The sequence below is a fragment of the Prochlorococcus sp. RS04 genome (assembly GCF_001989455.1).
Taxonomy (GTDB): Bacteria; Cyanobacteriota; Cyanobacteriia; order PCC-6307; family Cyanobiaceae; genus Prochlorococcus_A.
On sequence record NZ_CP018346.1, the window covers coordinates 934,910 to 952,895 of the forward strand.

At 33.7% G+C, this 17,986-nt stretch carries 20 protein-coding genes and 1 riboswitch; of the genes, 14 read left to right on the forward strand and 6 right to left on the reverse strand.

Annotation, left to right across the window (positions count from 1 at the left end; all coding sequences use genetic code 11):
- Positions 1-29: 29 nt before the first annotated feature.
- From BS621_RS05200 to BS621_RS05225, 6 genes are all read left to right on the forward strand, one after another.
- On the forward strand, positions 30-1,082 hold the full coding sequence (locus BS621_RS05200) for a rod shape-determining protein (RefSeq protein WP_011819234.1): 1,053 nt from the start codon (positions 30-32) through the stop codon (positions 1,080-1,082).
- Between the two features lie 4 nt (positions 1,083-1,086).
- Positions 1,087-1,836: a rod shape-determining protein MreC gene (gene mreC / locus BS621_RS05205; protein WP_077142074.1), complete on the forward strand. Its 750-nt coding sequence runs from the start codon at positions 1,087-1,089 to the stop codon at positions 1,834-1,836.
- Positions 1,836-2,375, forward strand: a complete 540-nt coding sequence (locus BS621_RS05210) for a hypothetical protein (protein ID WP_077142675.1) — start codon at positions 1,836-1,838, stop codon at positions 2,373-2,375. The genes mreC and BS621_RS05210 overlap by 1 nt, the downstream gene beginning before the upstream one ends.
- Before the next feature lie 159 nt (positions 2,376-2,534).
- Positions 2,535-3,281, forward strand: a complete 747-nt coding sequence (gene rpaB, locus BS621_RS05215; RefSeq protein ID WP_025934101.1) for a response regulator transcription factor RpaB — start codon at positions 2,535-2,537, stop codon at positions 3,279-3,281.
- Positions 3,282-3,331: 50 nt separating this feature from the next.
- Entirely contained in the window at positions 3,332-4,870 is a 1,539-nt protein-coding gene (gene lysS, locus BS621_RS05220) for a lysine--tRNA ligase (RefSeq protein WP_077142075.1), read from the forward strand.
- A gap of 29 nt (positions 4,871-4,899) precedes the next feature.
- Entirely contained in the window at positions 4,900-5,145 is a 246-nt protein-coding gene (locus BS621_RS05225; RefSeq protein WP_025934099.1) for a hypothetical protein, read from the forward strand.
- 26 nt (positions 5,146-5,171) lie between these two features.
- On the opposite strand, the gene smpB is transcribed toward BS621_RS05225, so the two are convergent.
- Complete coding sequence (gene smpB, locus BS621_RS05230; RefSeq protein WP_025937704.1) at positions 5,172-5,666, reverse strand: SsrA-binding protein SmpB; 495 nt, start codon at positions 5,664-5,666, stop codon at positions 5,172-5,174.
- A 52-nt stretch (positions 5,667-5,718) separates the two neighbouring features.
- On the opposite strand from smpB, the gene ruvB reads away from it, so the two are divergent.
- From ruvB to thiC, 5 genes are all read left to right on the forward strand, one after another.
- Positions 5,719-6,777, forward strand: a complete 1,059-nt coding sequence (gene ruvB / locus BS621_RS05235; RefSeq protein ID WP_025937703.1) for a Holliday junction branch migration DNA helicase RuvB — start codon at positions 5,719-5,721, stop codon at positions 6,775-6,777.
- Positions 6,764-7,552 (forward strand): tetratricopeptide repeat protein, encoded by a 789-nt coding sequence (locus tag BS621_RS05240; RefSeq protein WP_025937702.1) that lies wholly within the window; start codon positions 6,764-6,766, stop codon positions 7,550-7,552. Before ruvB ends, BS621_RS05240 begins: the two co-directional genes overlap by 14 nt.
- Positions 7,553-7,555: 3 nt before the next feature.
- Positions 7,556-8,740, forward strand: a complete 1,185-nt coding sequence (locus BS621_RS05245; protein WP_077142076.1) for an amidohydrolase — start codon at positions 7,556-7,558, stop codon at positions 8,738-8,740.
- Positions 8,737-8,952 (forward strand): DUF3188 domain-containing protein, encoded by a 216-nt coding sequence (locus BS621_RS05250; protein ID WP_025937700.1) that lies wholly within the window; start codon positions 8,737-8,739, stop codon positions 8,950-8,952. The genes BS621_RS05245 and BS621_RS05250 overlap by 4 nt, the downstream gene beginning before the upstream one ends.
- 63 nt (positions 8,953-9,015) lie before the next feature.
- Positions 9,016-9,114, forward strand: a riboswitch (TPP riboswitch).
- Between the two features lie 36 nt (positions 9,115-9,150).
- Entirely contained in the window at positions 9,151-10,521 is a 1,371-nt protein-coding gene (thiC, locus tag BS621_RS05255) for a phosphomethylpyrimidine synthase ThiC (RefSeq protein ID WP_077142077.1), read from the forward strand.
- 14 nt (positions 10,522-10,535) lie between these two features.
- Here the strand turns inward: thiC and tkt are convergent, their stop codons facing one another.
- Genes tkt through acpP form a run of 3 tightly spaced genes read right to left on the reverse strand, consistent with a single transcriptional unit; the run spans position 10,536 to position 14,076 of the window.
- Entirely contained in the window at positions 10,536-12,542 is a 2,007-nt protein-coding gene (gene tkt, locus BS621_RS05260) for a transketolase (protein ID WP_077142078.1), read from the reverse strand.
- Between the two features lie 43 nt (positions 12,543-12,585).
- On the reverse strand, positions 12,586-13,830 hold the full coding sequence (gene fabF / locus BS621_RS05265) for a beta-ketoacyl-ACP synthase II (RefSeq protein ID WP_077142079.1): 1,245 nt from the start codon (positions 13,828-13,830) through the stop codon (positions 12,586-12,588).
- Positions 13,831-13,836: 6 nt separating this feature from the next.
- The gene (gene acpP / locus BS621_RS05270; RefSeq protein ID WP_002808065.1) at positions 13,837-14,076 is read right to left on the reverse strand and encodes an acyl carrier protein; all 240 of its coding nucleotides are present in this window, start codon (positions 14,074-14,076) and stop codon (positions 13,837-13,839) included.
- Positions 14,077-14,209: 133 nt separating this feature from the next.
- On the opposite strand from acpP, the gene psaC reads away from it, so the two are divergent.
- Positions 14,210-14,455 carry a photosystem I iron-sulfur center protein PsaC gene (gene psaC / locus BS621_RS05275; protein WP_007099573.1) on the forward strand — a complete coding sequence of 82 codons (246 nt, stop codon included), beginning with the start codon at positions 14,210-14,212 and terminating at the stop codon, positions 14,453-14,455.
- 81 nt (positions 14,456-14,536) lie between these two features.
- Complete coding sequence (gene glmS / locus BS621_RS05280) at positions 14,537-16,432, forward strand: glutamine--fructose-6-phosphate transaminase (isomerizing) (protein ID WP_077142080.1); 1,896 nt, start codon at positions 14,537-14,539, stop codon at positions 16,430-16,432.
- A 30-nt stretch (positions 16,433-16,462) separates the two neighbouring features.
- On the opposite strand, the gene rimM is transcribed toward glmS, so the two are convergent.
- Entirely contained in the window at positions 16,463-17,002 is a 540-nt protein-coding gene (rimM, locus tag BS621_RS05285; protein WP_077142081.1) for a ribosome maturation factor RimM, read from the reverse strand.
- 24 nt (positions 17,003-17,026) lie between these two features.
- Here rimM and BS621_RS05290 point away from each other — a divergent pair, with 24 nt between their 5' ends.
- The gene (locus BS621_RS05290; protein WP_077142082.1) at positions 17,027-17,212 is read left to right on the forward strand and encodes an NAD(P)H dehydrogenase subunit NdhS; all 186 of its coding nucleotides are present in this window, start codon (positions 17,027-17,029) and stop codon (positions 17,210-17,212) included.
- 3 nt (positions 17,213-17,215) lie between these two features.
- On the opposite strand, the gene BS621_RS05295 is transcribed toward BS621_RS05290, so the two are convergent.
- Positions 17,216-17,965, reverse strand: a complete 750-nt coding sequence (locus BS621_RS05295) for a ribonuclease III family protein (protein WP_077142083.1) — start codon at positions 17,963-17,965, stop codon at positions 17,216-17,218.
- Positions 17,966-17,986: the final 21 nt, after the last annotated feature.

Consider the following 17,986-nt stretch of genomic DNA (forward strand, 5'->3'; position numbering starts at 1 on the left):
TATATTATTTAAAAAAAGAAATTCTTATTGTGATTTTTAACAGATTTAAATTTTCTCGAGATATTGGCATAGATTTGGGAACCGCCAATACTCTTATACATGTATCAGGAAAAGGCGTTGTTTTACAGGAGCCTTCTGTGGTAGCTATGGATTTAGAAGAAGGGATTCCATTAGCTGTTGGTAAAGAAGCAAAGTTAATGCTTGGAAGGACCCCTGGGAATATAAGAGCTGTAAGACCACTAAGAGATGGGGTTATCGCAGATTTTGATGCTGCAGAACAAATGATAAAAACATTTATTCAAAAATGTAATGAAGGCAAGGGGATTGTAGCGCCAAGAATAGTGATTGGTATCCCAAGTGGAGTTACTAGTGTTGAACGAAGAGCAGTAAGAGAAGCTGGATTAGCGGGAGCTAGAGAAGTTCATTTAATTGATGAACCTGTCGCAGCAGCAATAGGAGCATCACTACCAGTAACTGAGCCAATTGGAACAATGATTGTTGATATTGGTGGAGGTACTACTGAGGTTGCAGTATTAAGTTTAGGAGGAACTGTTTTGAGTGAATCTGTTCGAATAGCAGGCGATGAAATAAATGAGTCAATAGCTCTCTATCTTAAAAAAGTTCATAATTTAGTAGTTGGAGAGAGAACAGCAGAAGATATCAAGATTAAAATTGGATCTGCATTTCCTGATGATGATTTTGATAAAACTACTTTAGAGGTTAGAGGTTTACATCTTTTATCTGGTCTACCTAGGTCAGTCACTTTGACATCAGGAGAAATCAGAGAAGCCATGGCTGAAACACTTAGTAAAATAGTTGAAGCCGTAAAAAGAACTTTAGAGCGAACCCCTCCTGAACTTGCTGCAGACATAGTTGATAGGGGGATTATGCTTGCCGGAGGTGGAGCTTTAGTTAGAGGTATTAATGATTTATTGAGCGATGAAACAGGAATTTTTACTCACATAGCAGAAAACCCACTGCTTTGCGTAGTGAATGGTTGTGGAGAGGTGTTGGATGATTTTAAAAAACTTAAAAGAGTTGTTGACACTCCAGAATTTATAAGAAATGCCATAAGAGATTAATGTTATGTTAAATGTTCGACGAATTTCTACTAGTCGTTGGTGGCATAAAAAGAAAAATTGGCTATTTTTTGCGATTTTTTTATTTTTGGTTTTTGTAAGAATATCAAAAGGAGCTTTTTATAAAGATTTTTATTATTTTATTTCAAAACCTTTTTGGCCTGATCCAAATCAAAAAGAAATTGTTTTTGAGAGTATTAACCAAGAATATTTAATAAAGTTAAATCTTCTTAGAAAAGATAATACAAGATTGCGACAGATCTTATCTCTTCAAGAATCATCTAATGATGAATATATTTCAGCTGCTGTTATTTCGAGAAAAACAGGTAGTTGGTGGAGACAAATCATTTTAAACAAAGGTTCAAAGGATGGAGTAGAAATTGGTGATATTGTGATTGGTCCAGGTGGATTATTAGGAAGAGTAAAAAATACTTCTTTATTCACTTCGTCGGTAACTTTAATAACTTCTTCAGAAAGTAAGTTAGGTGTTTGGGTGGATAGAATTCAAATCAATGGATTACTAGTCGGTTTAGGAGATGATTACCCTAGCCTAATACTTTATTCAAAAGATACTGATATTAAAGTCGGAGATTTTGTATCATCATCTCCTGCTAGTACGTTATTACCTCCAAATATCCCTATTGGTATTGTCCAATCTATAGATGAGACATTGCAATCAAAAAAAACGGCAAAAATTTCACTTTTAGCAAAACCTCATGTAATTGATTGGGTTCAAATTTTGAAAGTAAATATTTAATGAATAAATTTTTTACAAAAAAATTATCCATAATAAGCTTTATTTTTATCCCAATTATTTTTTTGTGGCACCCTAATTGGCTTGGATTTTTAGGTGTTCAGCCATATTGGCCATTATTTTGGTTATTGCCTTGGTCAATGATTAATGGATCAATCAATGGATTAATATTTGGTTTGTTTTTAGGTCTCATCTTAGATTCTCTAACTTTAAATGAAAGTTTTACTCAAATACCAGGCTTAATTTTTTGTGGGTTTTTGTTTGGGAGAATTAAATTACATAGTGATATTTTGTTGGGACATTTTAGGTATGGTTTAATTTGTTCTTTTGGAAGTTTTTTATGTGGGACTTTTTATTTTTTACAAATTTTGTTTAGAAATTATTCAGATATTAATTCTTTAATTTTGATTCCCAGTGTTAGAAATATCTTAGCTGAAGTTTTTTTGACAGGTTTTTTTGCTCCCTTTATTTGCTCCCAACTTTTAAGAATGTTTAAATTTTCAAAAAGAAAAAAAATAGTAATAAATTTTGCTGAGAGGTAAAAGTGTTTGAAAAATTTATACACCTTAAGATCATTTAAAATGTTTGTAAACCTTAGGAATATCTCTTTGAGGGTTCGTAATGTTATATTTTTAATTGTTAGAATAAATATTCAATGCAATAGTTCTTTGCTTTGAAATATCGAGAAATCTTTTTTAACTATGTCAAAAGCAAGAATCTTAGTTGTTGATGATGAACCAGCAGTTTTGAAGGTATTAGTTACAAGGCTTCAACTGGCAGGATATCAAGTTTATTCAGCCACTAACGGCGAAGAAGCTCTAGAGTCTTTTCAAAGGGATTCTCCTGATTTGATTGTTCTTGATGTTATGCTTCCAAAAATGGATGGGTTTGCTGTTTGTAGAAGAATTAGAGCTGAATCAGTAGTTCCAATAATATTTTTAACAGCTCTAGAGGCTATTTCAGAAAGAGTTGCGGGTTTGGATTTAGGGGCTGATGATTACTTATCTAAACCTTTTAGCCCAAAAGAGTTAGAGGCTAGAATAGCTACCATTTTGAGAAGAATGGGCCCAACAGTATCGGTTACGGAAACTAAAGAAGTTCCATCGGGTAAAGGAGTTATGAAATTTGGAAGTTTAGTTGTTGATACTAATCGCAGACAAGTTTCTCGAGCTGGAGATAGAATTAGTCTTACTTATACTGAATTTAGCCTTCTAGAATTATTGTTTGACGAGCCTGGAAAGGTTGTCCCGAGAGCAGAAATTTTAGAACAATTATGGGGTTATCCTCCTCGTAGAGCAGCAGATTTAAGGGTTGTAGATGTATACGTAGCTAGATTAAGAGGTAAGTTAGAACCAGATCCAAGAAATCCAGAATTAATCTTAACTGTTAGAGGGATTGGTTACGCATCCCAGAGAGTTGGCGAAACAGCAACATCTTTGGCAAGTTGAGCAATAGTCTGATAATTTTATTAAATAAAACAAATATATTAAAATAAATTTTGTCTGAAATAAAAGAAGCGCGCTTACAAAAAGCTAGTTCACTCATTAATAAAGGATTTGCTTCTTACGCACAGAGCTTTAAGGTATCACATACTACCAGTTTTCTTATTCAAAAATTTGATTATCTAGAAAATGGTCAAGAGGAAGACTTCAGTGTTTCTATTGCTGGTAGAGTTCTGGCAAAAAGGGTAATGGGCAAAATTGCCTTTTTCACAATAAGCGATCAAGAAGGTCAGATTCAGCTTTATCTAGATAAAAGGATTATTAATTTCAATTTAGAAAAACAAAAATTACTTTCTTTTGAAGATCTCAAGGAAATAGTAGATATTGGTGATTGGATAGGCGTCTATGGAACTATTAAAAAAACTAATAAAGGTGAGCTTTCAATTAAAGTAGAAAAATGGGAAATGTTATCCAAATCATTACAACCTCTCCCAGATAAATGGCATGGATTGACTGATATTGAAAAAAGATATAGACAACGTTATTTAGATTTAATTGTAAATCCTCACTCCAAAAATGTATTTAAAACCAGAGCAAAATGCATAAGTTTTATAAGAAAATGGTTAGATAATAGAAATTTTTTAGAGATAGAGACTCCAATTCTGCAATCTGAAGCTGGTGGTGCTGAAGCAAGACCATTTATAACTCATCACAATACATTAGATATTCCTTTGTATTTAAGAATAGCTACAGAATTACATTTAAAGAGAATGGTTGTTGGAGGTTTTGAGAAAGTATATGAATTAGGAAGAATATTCCGTAATGAGGGGATAAGTACAAGGCATAATCCAGAATTCACCTCAGTTGAAATTTATGAAGCTTATTCTGATTATGTGGATATGATGAATTTAACTGAAGAATTGATTAAAGATATCGTAGCTGATGCATGTGGTTCTTTAATTATAAATTATCAAAATAAAGAAATTGATTTTTCTAAGCCTTGGTTAAGAATATCCATGAAAGCTATTGTCAAAAAATATACAGGGATTGATTTTGATTCTTTCAGTGGAGACTTTCTAGCAGCAAAACAAGCCGTTAAAAATATCAATGTTGATTTTTCTAATAAAGTAAATACTATCGGAAGACTTTTAAATGAGGTCTTCGAGCAAAAAGTAGAATCAAAACTTATAGAACCCACTTTTATTATTGATTATCCTGTTGAAATTTCTCCTTTAGCTAGGCCTCATCATGATAATAAAGAAATAGTTCAGAGATTTGAATTATTCATTGTTGGACGAGAACTGGCAAATGCGTTTAGTGAGTTGATAGATCCAGTAGATCAAAGAGAAAGAATGCAATTACAGCAATCTCTTAGAGATGAAGGAGATCTTGAGGCTCACTGTATAGATGAAGATTTTTTGAATGCTTTAGAGATTGGCATGCCGCCTACGGGAGGATTAGGTATAGGCATTGATAGGCTAATTATGTTAATTACTAATAGCGCATCGATTAGAGATGTAATCCCTTTCCCATTGTTAAAACCAGAAATAACTTCTAAAAAAAGTGAAAAATTACCCTCGAATGAAGTAAAATAATTAAATTAATCCAATACGAAATTTTTTAAATGAGTGGTGAACGTGTTGGTTTCCGTTTCAAACACGCGGATGCAGTAGTAAAAAGAAATCCTCAAGGCCGATCAAGACGAGGATGGGTTATTGAACCAGTAGAGCAAACTACAAGTAGAGGAACAAAAATGCCTGCATATAAAATTCGCTGGAGAGATAGTGAGAGGCCAGAAACTGTATTGCAGCATATGCTAATTGCAGATCCAGATCCTTCTCCACCTCCAGGTTCAGTAAGTTTAGATTGATATTTTCAATAATTCTGCCTAATCTTTTATCTCTTTAGTGCAGAGTTGATTTCTTTTTTTATGCTTTTTTGTTTTTCATCTTGTCGTTTGTCATGTAATTTTTTCCCTTTACCAACTCCAATAGTTAGTTTTATCCATGAGCCTTTTAAATAAAGAGATAATGGAACAATAGTCATTCCTTTTTTTTCAGTATTGGATTTCATTTTTATTATTTCTTTTTTATGTAGTAGCAACTTTCTATTTCTTAGGGGATCATGATTAAAGAAAGACCCCACATTTTTATGTGGTGAAATGTGAACATTTAATAATAAGATCTCACCATCTCTGAATGAACAGTATCCGTCTCTTAAATTTGCTTTTCCGTTTCTAATGGACTTTACTTCAGTCCCTAAAAGCTCAATTCCAGCTTCGATTGTTTCAGATATTGCATATTGAAATTTTGCATATCTATTATCAGCTAGAAGTTTAAAATTATTTCCTTTATGAGTATTTTTTTTAACTTTGTTTGAATTTTTTGCCATTTTAGTTGTAAAAAATCTTTCTACTCAGAACAATTGCAATTAACCTTTCATTATGGCAATAATTTCTTCCAATATAGGCGATAATGACTTTTCTTTTCGTAAAAAAGAACTTAGGCTAGTTGATTCAAAAAACATTCCAGAAGAAAAGAGAAATAATAATTTGAACTTAGCCCGGCCTCTTAATTTAAAAGAATTTATTGGCCAAGAACAACTTAAATCTTCTTTAAGAATAGCTATAGATGCTTCAATTATTAGAAAAGAACCTTTGGAGCATATTCTTTTATATGGACAGCCTGGTCTAGGTAAGACTACTCTTGCTTTTTTGATAGCCCATGAATTGAATACAAAATGTAGAGTTGCGACTGCACCAGCAATTGAAAGACCAAGAGATATTGTAGGTTTACTTCTTGGATTAAAAGAAGGTGAAGTTTTATTTATCGATGAGATACATCGCTTAAATAGGTTAACTGAAGAGTTGTTATATTCTGCAATGGAGGATTTTAGACTTGACTTAACTATGGGAGCTAATAGAGGAGCCCGTTGCAGAACAATTAATCTTCCAAGGTTTACTCTGATTGGCGCGACAACTAAATTAGCCTCAATAAGTGCTCCTCTAAGAGACAGATTTGGGATATCTCAGAAAATTGAAATTTATACATGTGATGAATTAAAACAAATTATTGTTAATTTCTCCCGATTAATAAACCTCAATTTAGAAGAAGAAGCATCTTATGATTTGGCAAAGATATCTCGAGGGACTCCAAGAATTGCTTTAAGATTATTAAGACGAGTTAGAGATTATGCTCAAGTTGTTATGAAAACTAATACTATCTCTGTGAATTTAATAAAAAAAGCTTTAAATTCTTACCAAATAGACGAAAAAGGATTGGATTCTTTAGATAGACACTATTTGTCTTTTCTTAACCAAAATAATAATATTCCAACTGGCCTTGATTCAATTGCATCTGGTTTGGGCGATGATTCCTCAATGTTAGAATTTGTAGTTGAGCCATATCTCATTAAAATTGGTTTTCTAACAAGAACTCCTCGAGGAAGATTGCTTACTGCTTTAGGAAAAAAGTACATTAATTCAAAAGATGATAACTTTTAAAAAAGTTAAGGTTTGTTTTTTATTAATTTTTATTTTCTTCAATATTTTTTATATTGCACCATGCTATTCATTATCTTTGAGAGAAGATTTGTTTAAAAATGCGTTAGATCTTAGTTCAGGCGGAAAATTTAATCTCGCTTTACAAGAATGGAATCAATATCTCGATTCTTATCCTGATGATGCTGCAGGTTTTAGCAACAGAGGAAATGTAAGACTTGTTGTAGGAGATGTTAAGGGATCAATTGATGACCAAAATAAGGCAATAAGTTTGAATCCTAGTGAAATAGATCCTTATATTAATAGGGGGATAGCTGAGGAAGCATTGGGTTTATGGTCGCAAGCTAAAAAGGATTATATGTTTGTTATTTCCCTAGATAGTAAAAATTTCTCTGCATTATATAATCTAGCTAACGTCGAAGGATCTACATCTCATTGGGATAAAGCAAGAGATTTATTCTCAAAAGCTTCTTTATATAATCCAGGATTTGCCATGGCTAGGTCAAGTTTGGCGTTAGCAGATTTCCAGTTGGGAAATATTGATGAAGCTGAAAAGGAATTAATAAAGTTAATTAGACGTTATCCAACTTTTGCAGATGCTAGGGCAGCTTTGACAGCTTTGAATTGGTCTAATGGTGAAGCTGGTAAAGCAGAGAGTAATTGGATAGCGGTAACTGAATTAGATCCTAGATATAGTGATGAAGAATGGTTAAAAAAAATAAGGAGATGGCCTCCACAACCAATTAAAGATTTAATGAATTTTATCGATTTAAAATAAGTAATGAATAGAGATCAGTTACACAAAAAAATTGATTCGTTTAATGATGAACTAATTAACCTAAGAAGACATATTCATGAACATCCTGAATTAAGTGGACTTGAAAATCAAACAGCGATCTTGATCAGTGGTTTTTTAAAAGATATTGGTTGGAATGTTAGAGAATCTATAGGTAGAACTGGAGTTATAGCTGATTTTGGTCCCTTAGACAAGGGGATTATAGGTTTAAGAGTGGATATGGATGCTTTGCCAATATTTGAGGAAACTAAATTAAGTTTTTCTTCAAAAGTAGATGGTGTTATGCATGCCTGCGGTCACGATTTGCATATCTCGATTGGATTGGGTGTGGCAAAAATTATTAAGGATTTAAAACTAAATTTTGGGACTCGGATAATTTTTCAGCCTGCTGAAGAAATTGCGAGTGGAGCTAGATGGATGATTAAGGATGGTGCAACTAATGGTTTAACCCATATTTTAGGAGTTCATGTTTACCCCGATTTATCAGTAGGGACTATTGGTATTAAAGAGGGAAGTTTAACTGCCGCTGCTGGAGAACTTAATGTTGAGATTAAAGGAAAATCAGGCCATGGTGCTCGACCTCATGAAGGAGTTGATGCTATTTGGACGGCCTCAAAAGTTATCTCGGGAATTCAAGAATCAATAACACGGAAGTTAGACCCTCTAGATCCAGTAGTAATAACTTTTGGGAAAATAAATGGCGGCAATGCATTCAATGTTCTCGCAGAAAAGGTTAATTTAATTGGTACTGTTAGATGTACTAATCGTAAAGTATTTACGAATATTGGTAATTGGCTAAATGAAAATATCACTTCTTTAGCTAATAGTTGCGGAGCTGAAGCAAAAGTAATATTTAGAGAAATCACTCCGGCAGTTAATAATAATTCTGAAATTAATAAAGTCCTTAGAGATTCGGGAGTTAAGGTTTTAGGGCAAGAAAATGTTATCGAATTGCAAAAACCATCATTAGGAGCTGAGGATTTCGCTGAATTTTTAAAAGATATTCCAGGGGCTATGTTTAGGCTTGGCGTTTCGAGTTCAAATGGATGTGCTCCGCTTCATAGTTCTAAATTTGATCCAGATGAAAGAGCTATTGCTGTTGGAATTAAAGTGATAACAGAATCCATAGTACAGTTAAACAATGAAAAAATTAATAAAATTGGAAAATGAATATTAATAAAAGATTTATTTTATCTTTTGTAGCTCCCTTCATGATTCTCATATCTGCTATCGGATTGATATTTAGGGACAATTCTAGGAAGATTTTTTATTTACCTATTGGCGTAATGGGGGTTGTAATTATTTTGGAGAGGGGTATAAGCAGACAATTGGATAGGAAAAATATTCTTAAAAAGATAAAGTCTTATCAAAAAGCTAAATAAAATCACTTTATTTATTTTTACGCAACATGAGATGACTATTTTTTAGAAAAGAGCTATTAATAATAATAATACTAGGGGTGCTAAGAATTTTAACTTAGCTGAGATCATACCCTTTGAACCTGAATCATTAAACTTGATGCAGGGAAGTGAAGATTTGATCAAACTTTAGTAATAACACTTTTAAAAAATTTGTAAATTATGAGAAGTTCGTGGATTAAGCCTCGCCTTGGGAAAGACAATGTAACTCAAATGAACTTTGCGAGAAACGGATATATCACTGAAGAAATGGATTTTGTTGCTAAAAAAGAGAATCTCCCTTCTTCTTTAATAATGGAAGAAGTGGCAAGAGGCAGATTAATTATTCCAGCTAATATTAATCATTTGAATCTTGAGCCAATGTCAATAGGAATTGCTTCAAGATGCAAAGTTAATGCCAATATTGGTGCCTCCCCTAATGCAAGTGATATCAATGAAGAAGTTGAGAAGCTAAAACTGGCAGTTAAATATGGCGCTGATACGGTTATGGATCTTTCTACAGGAGGAGTAAATTTAGATGAAGTTCGGCAAGCAATAATTCATGAGTCTCCTGTCCCTATTGGAACAGTTCCTGTCTATCAAGCATTAGAAAGTGTACATGGTTCAATAGATAGATTAACTGAAGACGATTTTCTTCATATTATTGAAAAACATTGTCAGCAGGGTGTAGATTATCAAACCATACATGCCGGGCTATTAATAGAGCATTTGCCGAAAGTTAAAGGAAGAATTACTGGAATTGTCAGTAGGGGGGGAGGTATTTTAGCCCAATGGATGTTACATCATTTTAAACAAAATCCTCTCTACACAAGATTTGATGACATTTGTGAGATTTTTAAGAAATATGATTGTACTTTTTCTCTAGGAGACTCATTAAGACCTGGATGTTTACATGATGCTTCTGATGAAGCCCAGTTAGCTGAATTGAAGACCTTAGGAGAGCTTACTCGAAGAGCATGGGAACATAATGTTCAAGTAATGGTTGAGGGTCCTGGTCATGTACCTATGGACCAAATTGAGTTTAATGTGAGAAAGCAAATGGAAGAATGTTCAGAAGCCCCATTTTATGTGCTTGGTCCATTAGTTACAGATATATCACCTGGTTATGACCATATATCAAGTGCTATTGGGGCGGCGATGGCAGGGTGGTATGGAACTTCAATGTTATGTTATGTAACGCCAAAAGAACATCTAGGTCTACCAAATGCAGAAGATGTGAGAGAAGGCTTAATTGCTTATAAAATAGCTGCTCACGCTGCTGATATAGCAAGACATAGAGCTGGAGCTCGTGATCGAGATGATGAACTTAGTCATGCAAGGTATAACTTTGATTGGAATAAACAATTCGAACTTTCATTAGATCCTGAAAGGGCGAAGCAGTACCATGATGAGACACTTCCTGAAGAAATCTTTAAAAAAGCAGAGTTTTGTTCAATGTGTGGCCCTAAACATTGTCCAATGAATTCAAAGATTTCTGATGAATCTCTTGATCAGTTAAAAGATAAGCTTGAAGGATGCAATACTTCAGTGTAGTTATAAATTAGTAGTTATAGAATTTCCTTCGTCTTTTTAACTACGTTTTCGACAGTAAACCCAAAATTTTTCATACATTCTCCGCCTGGTGCTGATGCACCAAACCTATCCATAGTAATACAAATTCCGTCAAAACCTGTATATTTATGCCATCCAAATGAATGTGCAGCTTCTACTACAACTCTCTTTTTCACACTACTAGGTAAAACACTTTCTTTATAGGATTCTTCTTGCTCTTCAAAAAGTTCTACACAAGGCATAGAAACAACTCTAATTTTTTTACCTAAGCTTGAAATTTCTTTACTTGCTTCAATGCAAAGATTCAGTTCGCTGCCGGTACCAATAAATATTAAGTCTGGTGTTCCTTCACAATCTGAAACTACATATCCTCCTAGAGCAACTTTGTCGATAGAAGTATTTTCTTGATTTGGCATACCTTGTCTACTTAAACAAAGGGCGGAAGGTCTTTTTCGATTTTGAATAGCAAGCTTATAAGCTCCACTCGTCTCATTACCATCTCCAGGCCTGAAAACTAGCATGTTAGGCATGGCGCGAAGAGAAGGGATAGTTTCAATAGGTTGATGTGTTGGGCCATCTTCTCCTACTCCAATTGAATCGTGAGTTAAGACATAGATCACTCCTAATTCGCTAAGTGCTGAAAGCCTCATTGAGCCTCTCATATAATCGGCGAAAACAAGGAAGGTTCCACCATAAGGGATAAGCCCACTATTGTGATAGGCAATACCATTAAGTACAGCTGCCATTGCATGCTCACGTACACCAAAATGTAAATATCTTTTTTCAGGGCTATGTGGCTGGAATGATCCAGTTTCTCCTTTTATATCTGTGTAATTAGAGTGAGTTAAATCTGCAGATCCGCCAATTAATTCAGGTAAATTAGGACCTAGAGCACCCAGACATATTTGTGAATGCTTTCTGGTGGCTAACCCTTTATCATCAGGCGAATAAGAGGGGAGATCCGAGTCCCAACCCTCAGGTAATTGACCGTCTAACATTCTTTTTAACTCGGCTCCTTCAGAGGGATATTTTTTTTGATATTCTTCAAATTTAGTATCCCATTCCTTCTCTAAATTTTCACCTTTGTTTATTGAATTTCTAAAATGCGCATATACTTCATCGGGTATTTCAAATGGAGGGTATTCCCAATTTAGAAATTCTCTAGTTAATGCAGCTTCTTCTTCTCCAACAGCTGCTCCATGAATTCCAGCCGTATCTGATTTATTTGGAGAACCATAACCTATGGTTGTAGAAATCTTTATAATTGAAGGCTTGTCTGTAATTAATTTTGCTTTTTCAATAGCTTCAGTGATTCCTTTAACATCATGATTCCCATCTTCAACATGTTGTACATGCCATCCATAAGCTTCATATCTTTTTAAGACATCTTCGGTAAAAGAAACGTCGGTTCGCCCATCAATTGTAATTTGATTATCGTCATATAGTGCAATTAATTTTCCAAGTTTAAGGTGACCAGCTAATGAACAGGCCTCTGATGCAATACCTTCTTGATTACAGCCATCACCCATTATTACGTAAGTATAGTGATCAACGATATCGCAATCAGGCTTATTAAATTTAGCTGCTAAATGTGTTTCAGCTATTGCTAAACCAACTGCATTTGAAATTCCGGCTCCAAGAGGTCCAGCTGTAACTTCAACACCTTCAGTTTCGAATGTTTCTGGATGTCCAGGTGTTTTTGATCCCCACTGCCTAAATTCTTTAATATCTTCTATGGAAACTGATTTATATCCTGTCAAATGAAGCAAGGAATATAACAGCATACAGCCATGACCAGCTGATAATACAAAACGATCTCTATTGAACCATTTTGGGTTATTAGGGTTGTGATTAAGTATGTTTTGCCATAATGCATAACCCATAGGAGCACATCCCATTGGCAATCCGGGATGTCCACTATTAGATTTATTTACTGCATCTACAGCAAGCATTCTTATACTATTTACACAAAGTGATTCTAATGAAACAGATGCAGCGACCATTGTTTTAAAAAAAGTTAAGTTGGAAATACAGAATTGGTTGTCTTCAATTCATTTTGCTGAAAGCAAGGCAAACATTGTGACCACCAAAGCCGAAAGAATTAGAAAGAGCAACTCCTATTTGAGCTTCTCTTGCATTATTTGGTACATAATCAAGATCACATTCAGGATCTCGATTGACGTAGTTAATTGTAGGAGGGATAAAATTATGTGTCAAAGAAAGTATACAAGCTACAGCTTCTATACCTCCTGAGCCTCCTAAGAGATGACCTGTCATCGACTTAGTAGAGCTTACAGGAATGAGGTAAGATCTGTCTTTAAAAATAGATTTAATTGCAGAAGTTTCATTTTTATCATTAGCTGATGTACTTGTTCCATGAGCATTTATGTAATCAACTTTTTCATGGTTAAGACAAGCATCTTCAATTGCTAATTTGATAGCTTCGGCGCCTCCTATCCCGCCTGGAGATGGAGCAGTTATGTGATGAGCATCACATGTTGTTCCATAACCAACAATTTCTGCATAAATTCTCGCATTCCTTTTTTGTGCATTTTCTAAAGTTTCTAAAACAAGAATTCCAGATCCCTCTCCAATAACAAATCCATCTCTTTCTGCATCAAATGGTCTGCTAGCAGTTTGAGGGCTTTCATTTCTGGAAGAAAGAGCTTTGGCACTGGCAAAACCAGCTACTCCGAGAGGCGTAATACTTGCTTCTGCTCCTCCACAGATCATTGCATCTGCTTTTCCAAGTTGGAGTAATCTAAATGAATCACCAATTGCATTTGAACCGGCAGCGCAAGCGGTGGAAACAGAGGAACTTGGTCCTTTGGCACCCAAAGCGATTGCAGCTAATCCAGTGGCCATGTTTGGAATCATCATTGGGACTGTAAATGGACTTACTCTTTTAGGCCCTTTATGACTTAATATTTGAGCTTGACTTTCCATAGTTAGTAAGCCTCCAACACCAGAACCAATAATCACTCCAATTCTTGATGCGTTAGCTTCAGTAATTTCAAGTCCTGAATCATTAAAGGCTTGCTTTGCAGCAATAACTCCAAACTGGGAAAAACGATCCCATCTTTTGGATTCTTTAGCTTCAATAAAATTTTCAGATTGAAGATTTTTTACTTCTGCAGCAAATTTGCAGGGATGTTGTTCAGGATCAAAGAGAGTAATATCTGAAACCCCATTAGTACCTGTTTGAAGACCGACTAAATATTCATCAATGTTATTACCAATTGGAGTTACTGCTCCGATACCAGTAATAACTACTCGATGGAAATTTGGCATCCTATACTAACCTTTTTTTTCTTCGATGAATTTTACTGCATCGCCAACAGTTGCTATTCCTTCTGCTGCTTCATCAGGAATTTCAATATCAAATGCTTCTTCAAGAGCCATTACTAATTCAACAGTATCTAGAGAATCAGCACCTAAATCATTTTGGAAATTTGAATCTGATTTGACCTCTCCTGCTTCAACGCTTAATTGTTCTGAAACTATAGAACAGACTTTTTCGAGGATTTCTTGTGACATAGTTTATGGAAATTACTAATTATCTATATGATTTTATGCCCTAGAGTTAACAAGAGTGAAGCATATCTTAATTTTTTTAATTTCTTTGTAAGACAATAGTATTATAAAACGAGGTTCAAAAGACAATTTTTACATGTCACACGCAGTTAAAATTTATGACACTTGCATTGGTTGTACCCAATGTGTCAGGGCTTGCCCACTTGATGTTTTAGAGATGGTTCCTTGGGACGGCTGTAAAGCTGGCCAAATAGCTTCATCTCCTAGAACGGAAGATTGTGTAGGTTGCAAAAGATGCGAAACGGCATGTCCTACAGATTTCTTAAGTATTCGTGTTTATTTAGGAGATGAAACTTCTAGGAGTATGGGCTTAGCATATTAATTTTTATAGTGCAGTTTTAAGAGAGTCCATGTTTTTGTAAATAGGCATTTTGTTTCAATATAATTGAAAAAAAAAATGCGTATGTGTGGAATAGTTGCTGTAACTGGATATAAAAAAGCTTTACCATTATTAATTAATGGTTTAGAAAAACTCGAATACAGAGGTTATGATTCTGCAGGTATTGCAATAATAAATTCCGAAACTAATTGTATTTCTTGTAATAAAGCAGAAGGAAAACTTAAGAATTTAATAAGTAATCTTAATGATCATAATATTCCTGGAACTGTCGGTATAGGACATACTAGATGGGCAACTCATGGAAAACCTGAAGTTAAAAATGCACATCCTCACATTGATAGTTCAGGAAATATAGCAGTTGTTCAAAATGGCATTATTGAAAATTTTCAAGATTTAAAAAATAAATTAGAGGAAGAGGGCATTATTTTTAATTCTGATACAGATACCGAGGTAATTCCCCATCTAATTCAAAGAGAGTTAAATAATTTAAGTAAACTTAATCTTGAGAATAATGGTTCAACATTATTAGTAGCTGTGAGAAATGTATTATCGGATTTAGAAGGATCTTATGCTTTAGCAGTTTTGTGGTCTGGTGCTCCAACCTCTTTGGTAGTTGCAAGAAGACAAGCGCCCTTGATTATTGGTTTGGGTGAAGGAGAATTTATTTGTGCTAGTGATACTCCAGCAATTGCAAACTTTACGAATATTATTTTGCCTATGGAGGATGAAGAAATAGCTTTGTTGACTCCACTTGGAATTGAAATATATGACTCAGGCAACGAGAGGCAGTATAGAAATCCAGTTTCTTTAAAAGTCTCAGAGCAAATAATAGATAAGATGAATTTCAAACACTACATGTTGAAAGAGATATATGATCAACCACAGACTGCAAAAAACTGGTTGGAAAATTATTTAATTAAGAACTCAGATAATGATCAATATCAAATTAACTATCCCTTTGATACAGAGTTTTTTGAATCAATAGAAAGAATTGAAATTATTGCTTGTGGTACAAGTAAACATGCTGCAATGGTGGGCAGCTTTTTATTAGAACAATTTTCAGGTATCCCTACAAATGTTTTTTATGCAAGCGAATTTCGATATTCACCACCTCCACTATTGCCGAATACATTAACTATTGGAGTCACTCAATCCGGAGAAACTGCAGATACAATTGCTGCTATAGATATGGAAATTAAAAGACGTTCTTCAATTGACAATGAACAATTTAAACCCAATCTTATTGCAATAACAAATAGAAAAGAGAGTTCTATAGGAAGGCAGGTCTCAAATATAATTGATATCTGTGCAGGAATAGAAGTTGGAGTCGCAGCAACAAAAACTTTTTTTGCTCAATTACTTTCTTTTTATGGATTAGCCATAAAATTTGCTCAAATTAAAGGCAATCAAAGTTCTGATGAAATAGGTAAATTAATAAACGAACTTATAAAACTTCCTCCATTACTTGAAGATCTCTTAGAGAAACATAATAAATCTTCAGAAAAGCTAGCACATGACTTTTTTAATATTAAAGATGTTATTTTTTTAGGAAGAGGAATCAATTATCCTATTGCCCTTGAGGGCGCGTTAAAACTTAAAGAAATTAGTTACATTCATGCAGCTGGATATCCTGCTGGTGAAATGAAACATGGTCCAATAGCTTTGTTAGATAAAAAAGTACCCGTAATTTCTATTGCCTCTCCTGGTGAGGTTTTTGATAAAGTTATAAGTAATGCTCAAGAAGCAAAAGCTAGAGATTCATATTTGATAGGGATTGCTCCTGAATGTAATGGAACTGAAATCTTTGATTATTTGATGAAAGTTCCTTCCTCTAATGAATGGATTTCACCTCTACTTAATATTCTGCCTCTACAGTTATTGAGTTATCATATTGCAGCTCATAGGGGACTTGACGTGGATCAACCAAGAAATTTAGCTAAAAGTGTAACTGTTGAATAATAAGTTTCTTACAAATTTTTCATTTTTAATTTAAAGCTCTAAAAGTCCATTTGGAGGATTGATGATTAGAAAATTATTTTTTATATCTACTAATGGGACTATTTCTTTCACAAATGGTATAAGAACTTTTTTTTGATTTTTAAATAGTTCAACTACAAGTAAATTATTTTTTTCATTTTCTAAATTGATAACTTTCCCAATTTTTTTTAATTCATTATTTTCTAAAGTCTTGACCTCGAGATTTACGAGTTCTAACAAATGGAATTCTTCCTTTTGTAGTTTGGGTAGTTTATCGGCTTTTACAAGAATTTTAAATTTTTTCAATTGTTCTGCATGATTTCTTGTATTTATTCCTTGGAACTTAAGTATGAAGGTGGCTTTACCAGGCTGTTTGAAACCAGATATTAGTTCTATTTTTGAAGGAGCTTCATTTTCTTTTTGCAACCATCTAATTCCCGGTTTTAAAAATCTTTCTTCAAAATCACTTAGAGATTTAACCTTTACCTGTCCATTAATTCCATGACATGATGTTATTAATCCAACAGTCAACCATTCATTTTTATTTATCATATATTGTATTAGAAAGAGTGTTTTATGGAATTTTCTACTAAACCCATACTCCCTGGATCTTTTGTTGTTGTAAAAGACACCAATTCTATTTATAGAGGATATAAAGGGTTTGTACAAAGAGTGACGAAAAAGAGAGCAGCGGTTCTTTTTGAAGGGGGTAATTGGGATAAACTCATAACTTTTCAGCTAACCAATTTAGAAATAGTATAAAAATTATATTTTACCTGTAGTAATAAATTTTTCTATCAAAATTCTAGCTGCATTTGTTTCTGCTTGTTTATGAGACTTGCCGAATGCAGATGATTCTTTTAATCCTTCGATAAATATATTGCAAGAAAATCTTTTGGGGTCCCCATTTTTTTTAGAGACTTCTATTATTTTATAAACTGGCAAATCGAAACCTTTACTTTGACACCACTCTTGCAATACTGTTTTAGATTTGAATTTATATGGAGCTTTTAAAAAGATTTCTGAATCTTCTTCCCAAATATCATCTAACCAAAGATTTACTTCCTTAATGGAATTAAAGCACTTGTAAACAGCACCGATTAAAGCTTCTGTAGCTTCACCAATAATAGTATTTTTTGAATTTTCATCGCCAAGAGCTTTAGGCCCCTTAATTATTAATTTTTCTATATCAATTTTTTCACCTAGTTTAGTTAACCATTCATCACTTACAATTTGTGCTCTTAGCTCTGATCTTTCTCCAACACTCATTTGAGGATATTTTTTTTCAATAAAATTAGAAGCCGCTAATCTGAGAACTGCATCTCCGAAAAATTCTAGTTTTTCATAATTCAATATTTTGTTCTCCGAAGAGTGGATAAATGCTTGATTAAAATTTTGAATAATTGAAATATTTTGAGCACTAATTATTTCGGAAAATCTTTTTGATTTAATATTTAAAGATTTTAAAAAAGTAGTTATTTGATTAATCCTCTTTGCGTTAAGTATATTTGTCATCTGATTTGAATAATCACAACA

Bases quoted from the DNA above. Each gene is read 5' to 3' on its own strand.
- rpaB (WP_025934101.1), top strand. From the start codon at position 2,535: ATGTCAAAAGCAAGAATCTTAGTTGTTGATGATGAACCAGCAGTTTTG.
- psaC (WP_007099573.1), top strand. From the start codon at position 14,210: ATGTCACACGCAGTTAAAATTTATGACACTTGCATTGGTTGTACCCAA.
- BS621_RS05245 (WP_077142076.1), top strand. From the start codon at position 7,556: ATGAATAGAGATCAGTTACACAAAAAAATTGATTCGTTTAATGATGAA.
- mreC (WP_077142074.1), top strand. From the start codon at position 1,087: ATGTTAAATGTTCGACGAATTTCTACTAGTCGTTGGTGGCATAAAAAG.
- BS621_RS05295 (WP_077142083.1), bottom strand. From the start codon at position 17,965: ATGACAAATATACTTAACGCAAAGAGGATTAATCAAATAACTACTTTT.
- BS621_RS05240 (WP_025937702.1), top strand. From the start codon at position 6,764: ATGATAACTTTTAAAAAAGTTAAGGTTTGTTTTTTATTAATTTTTATT.
- smpB (WP_025937704.1), bottom strand. From the start codon at position 5,666: ATGGCAAAAAATTCAAACAAAGTTAAAAAAAATACTCATAAAGGAAAT.
- tkt (WP_077142078.1), bottom strand. From the start codon at position 12,542: ATGGTCGCTGCATCTGTTTCATTAGAATCACTTTGTGTAAATAGTATA.
- BS621_RS05290 (WP_077142082.1), top strand. From the start codon at position 17,027: ATGGAATTTTCTACTAAACCCATACTCCCTGGATCTTTTGTTGTTGTA.
- BS621_RS05225 (WP_025934099.1), top strand. From the start codon at position 4,900: ATGAGTGGTGAACGTGTTGGTTTCCGTTTCAAACACGCGGATGCAGTA.
- BS621_RS05250 (WP_025937700.1), top strand. From the start codon at position 8,737: ATGAATATTAATAAAAGATTTATTTTATCTTTTGTAGCTCCCTTCATG.
- ruvB (WP_025937703.1), top strand. From the start codon at position 5,719: ATGGCAATAATTTCTTCCAATATAGGCGATAATGACTTTTCTTTTCGT.
- fabF (WP_077142079.1), bottom strand. From the start codon at position 13,830: ATGCCAAATTTCCATCGAGTAGTTATTACTGGTATCGGAGCAGTAACT.
- acpP (WP_002808065.1), bottom strand. From the start codon at position 14,076: ATGTCACAAGAAATCCTCGAAAAAGTCTGTTCTATAGTTTCAGAACAA.
- thiC (WP_077142077.1), top strand. From the start codon at position 9,151: ATGAGAAGTTCGTGGATTAAGCCTCGCCTTGGGAAAGACAATGTAACT.
- BS621_RS05210 (WP_077142675.1), top strand. From the start codon at position 1,836: ATGAATAAATTTTTTACAAAAAAATTATCCATAATAAGCTTTATTTTT.
- glmS (WP_077142080.1), top strand. From the start codon at position 14,537: ATGTGTGGAATAGTTGCTGTAACTGGATATAAAAAAGCTTTACCATTA.
- rimM (WP_077142081.1), bottom strand. From the start codon at position 17,002: ATGATAAATAAAAATGAATGGTTGACTGTTGGATTAATAACATCATGT.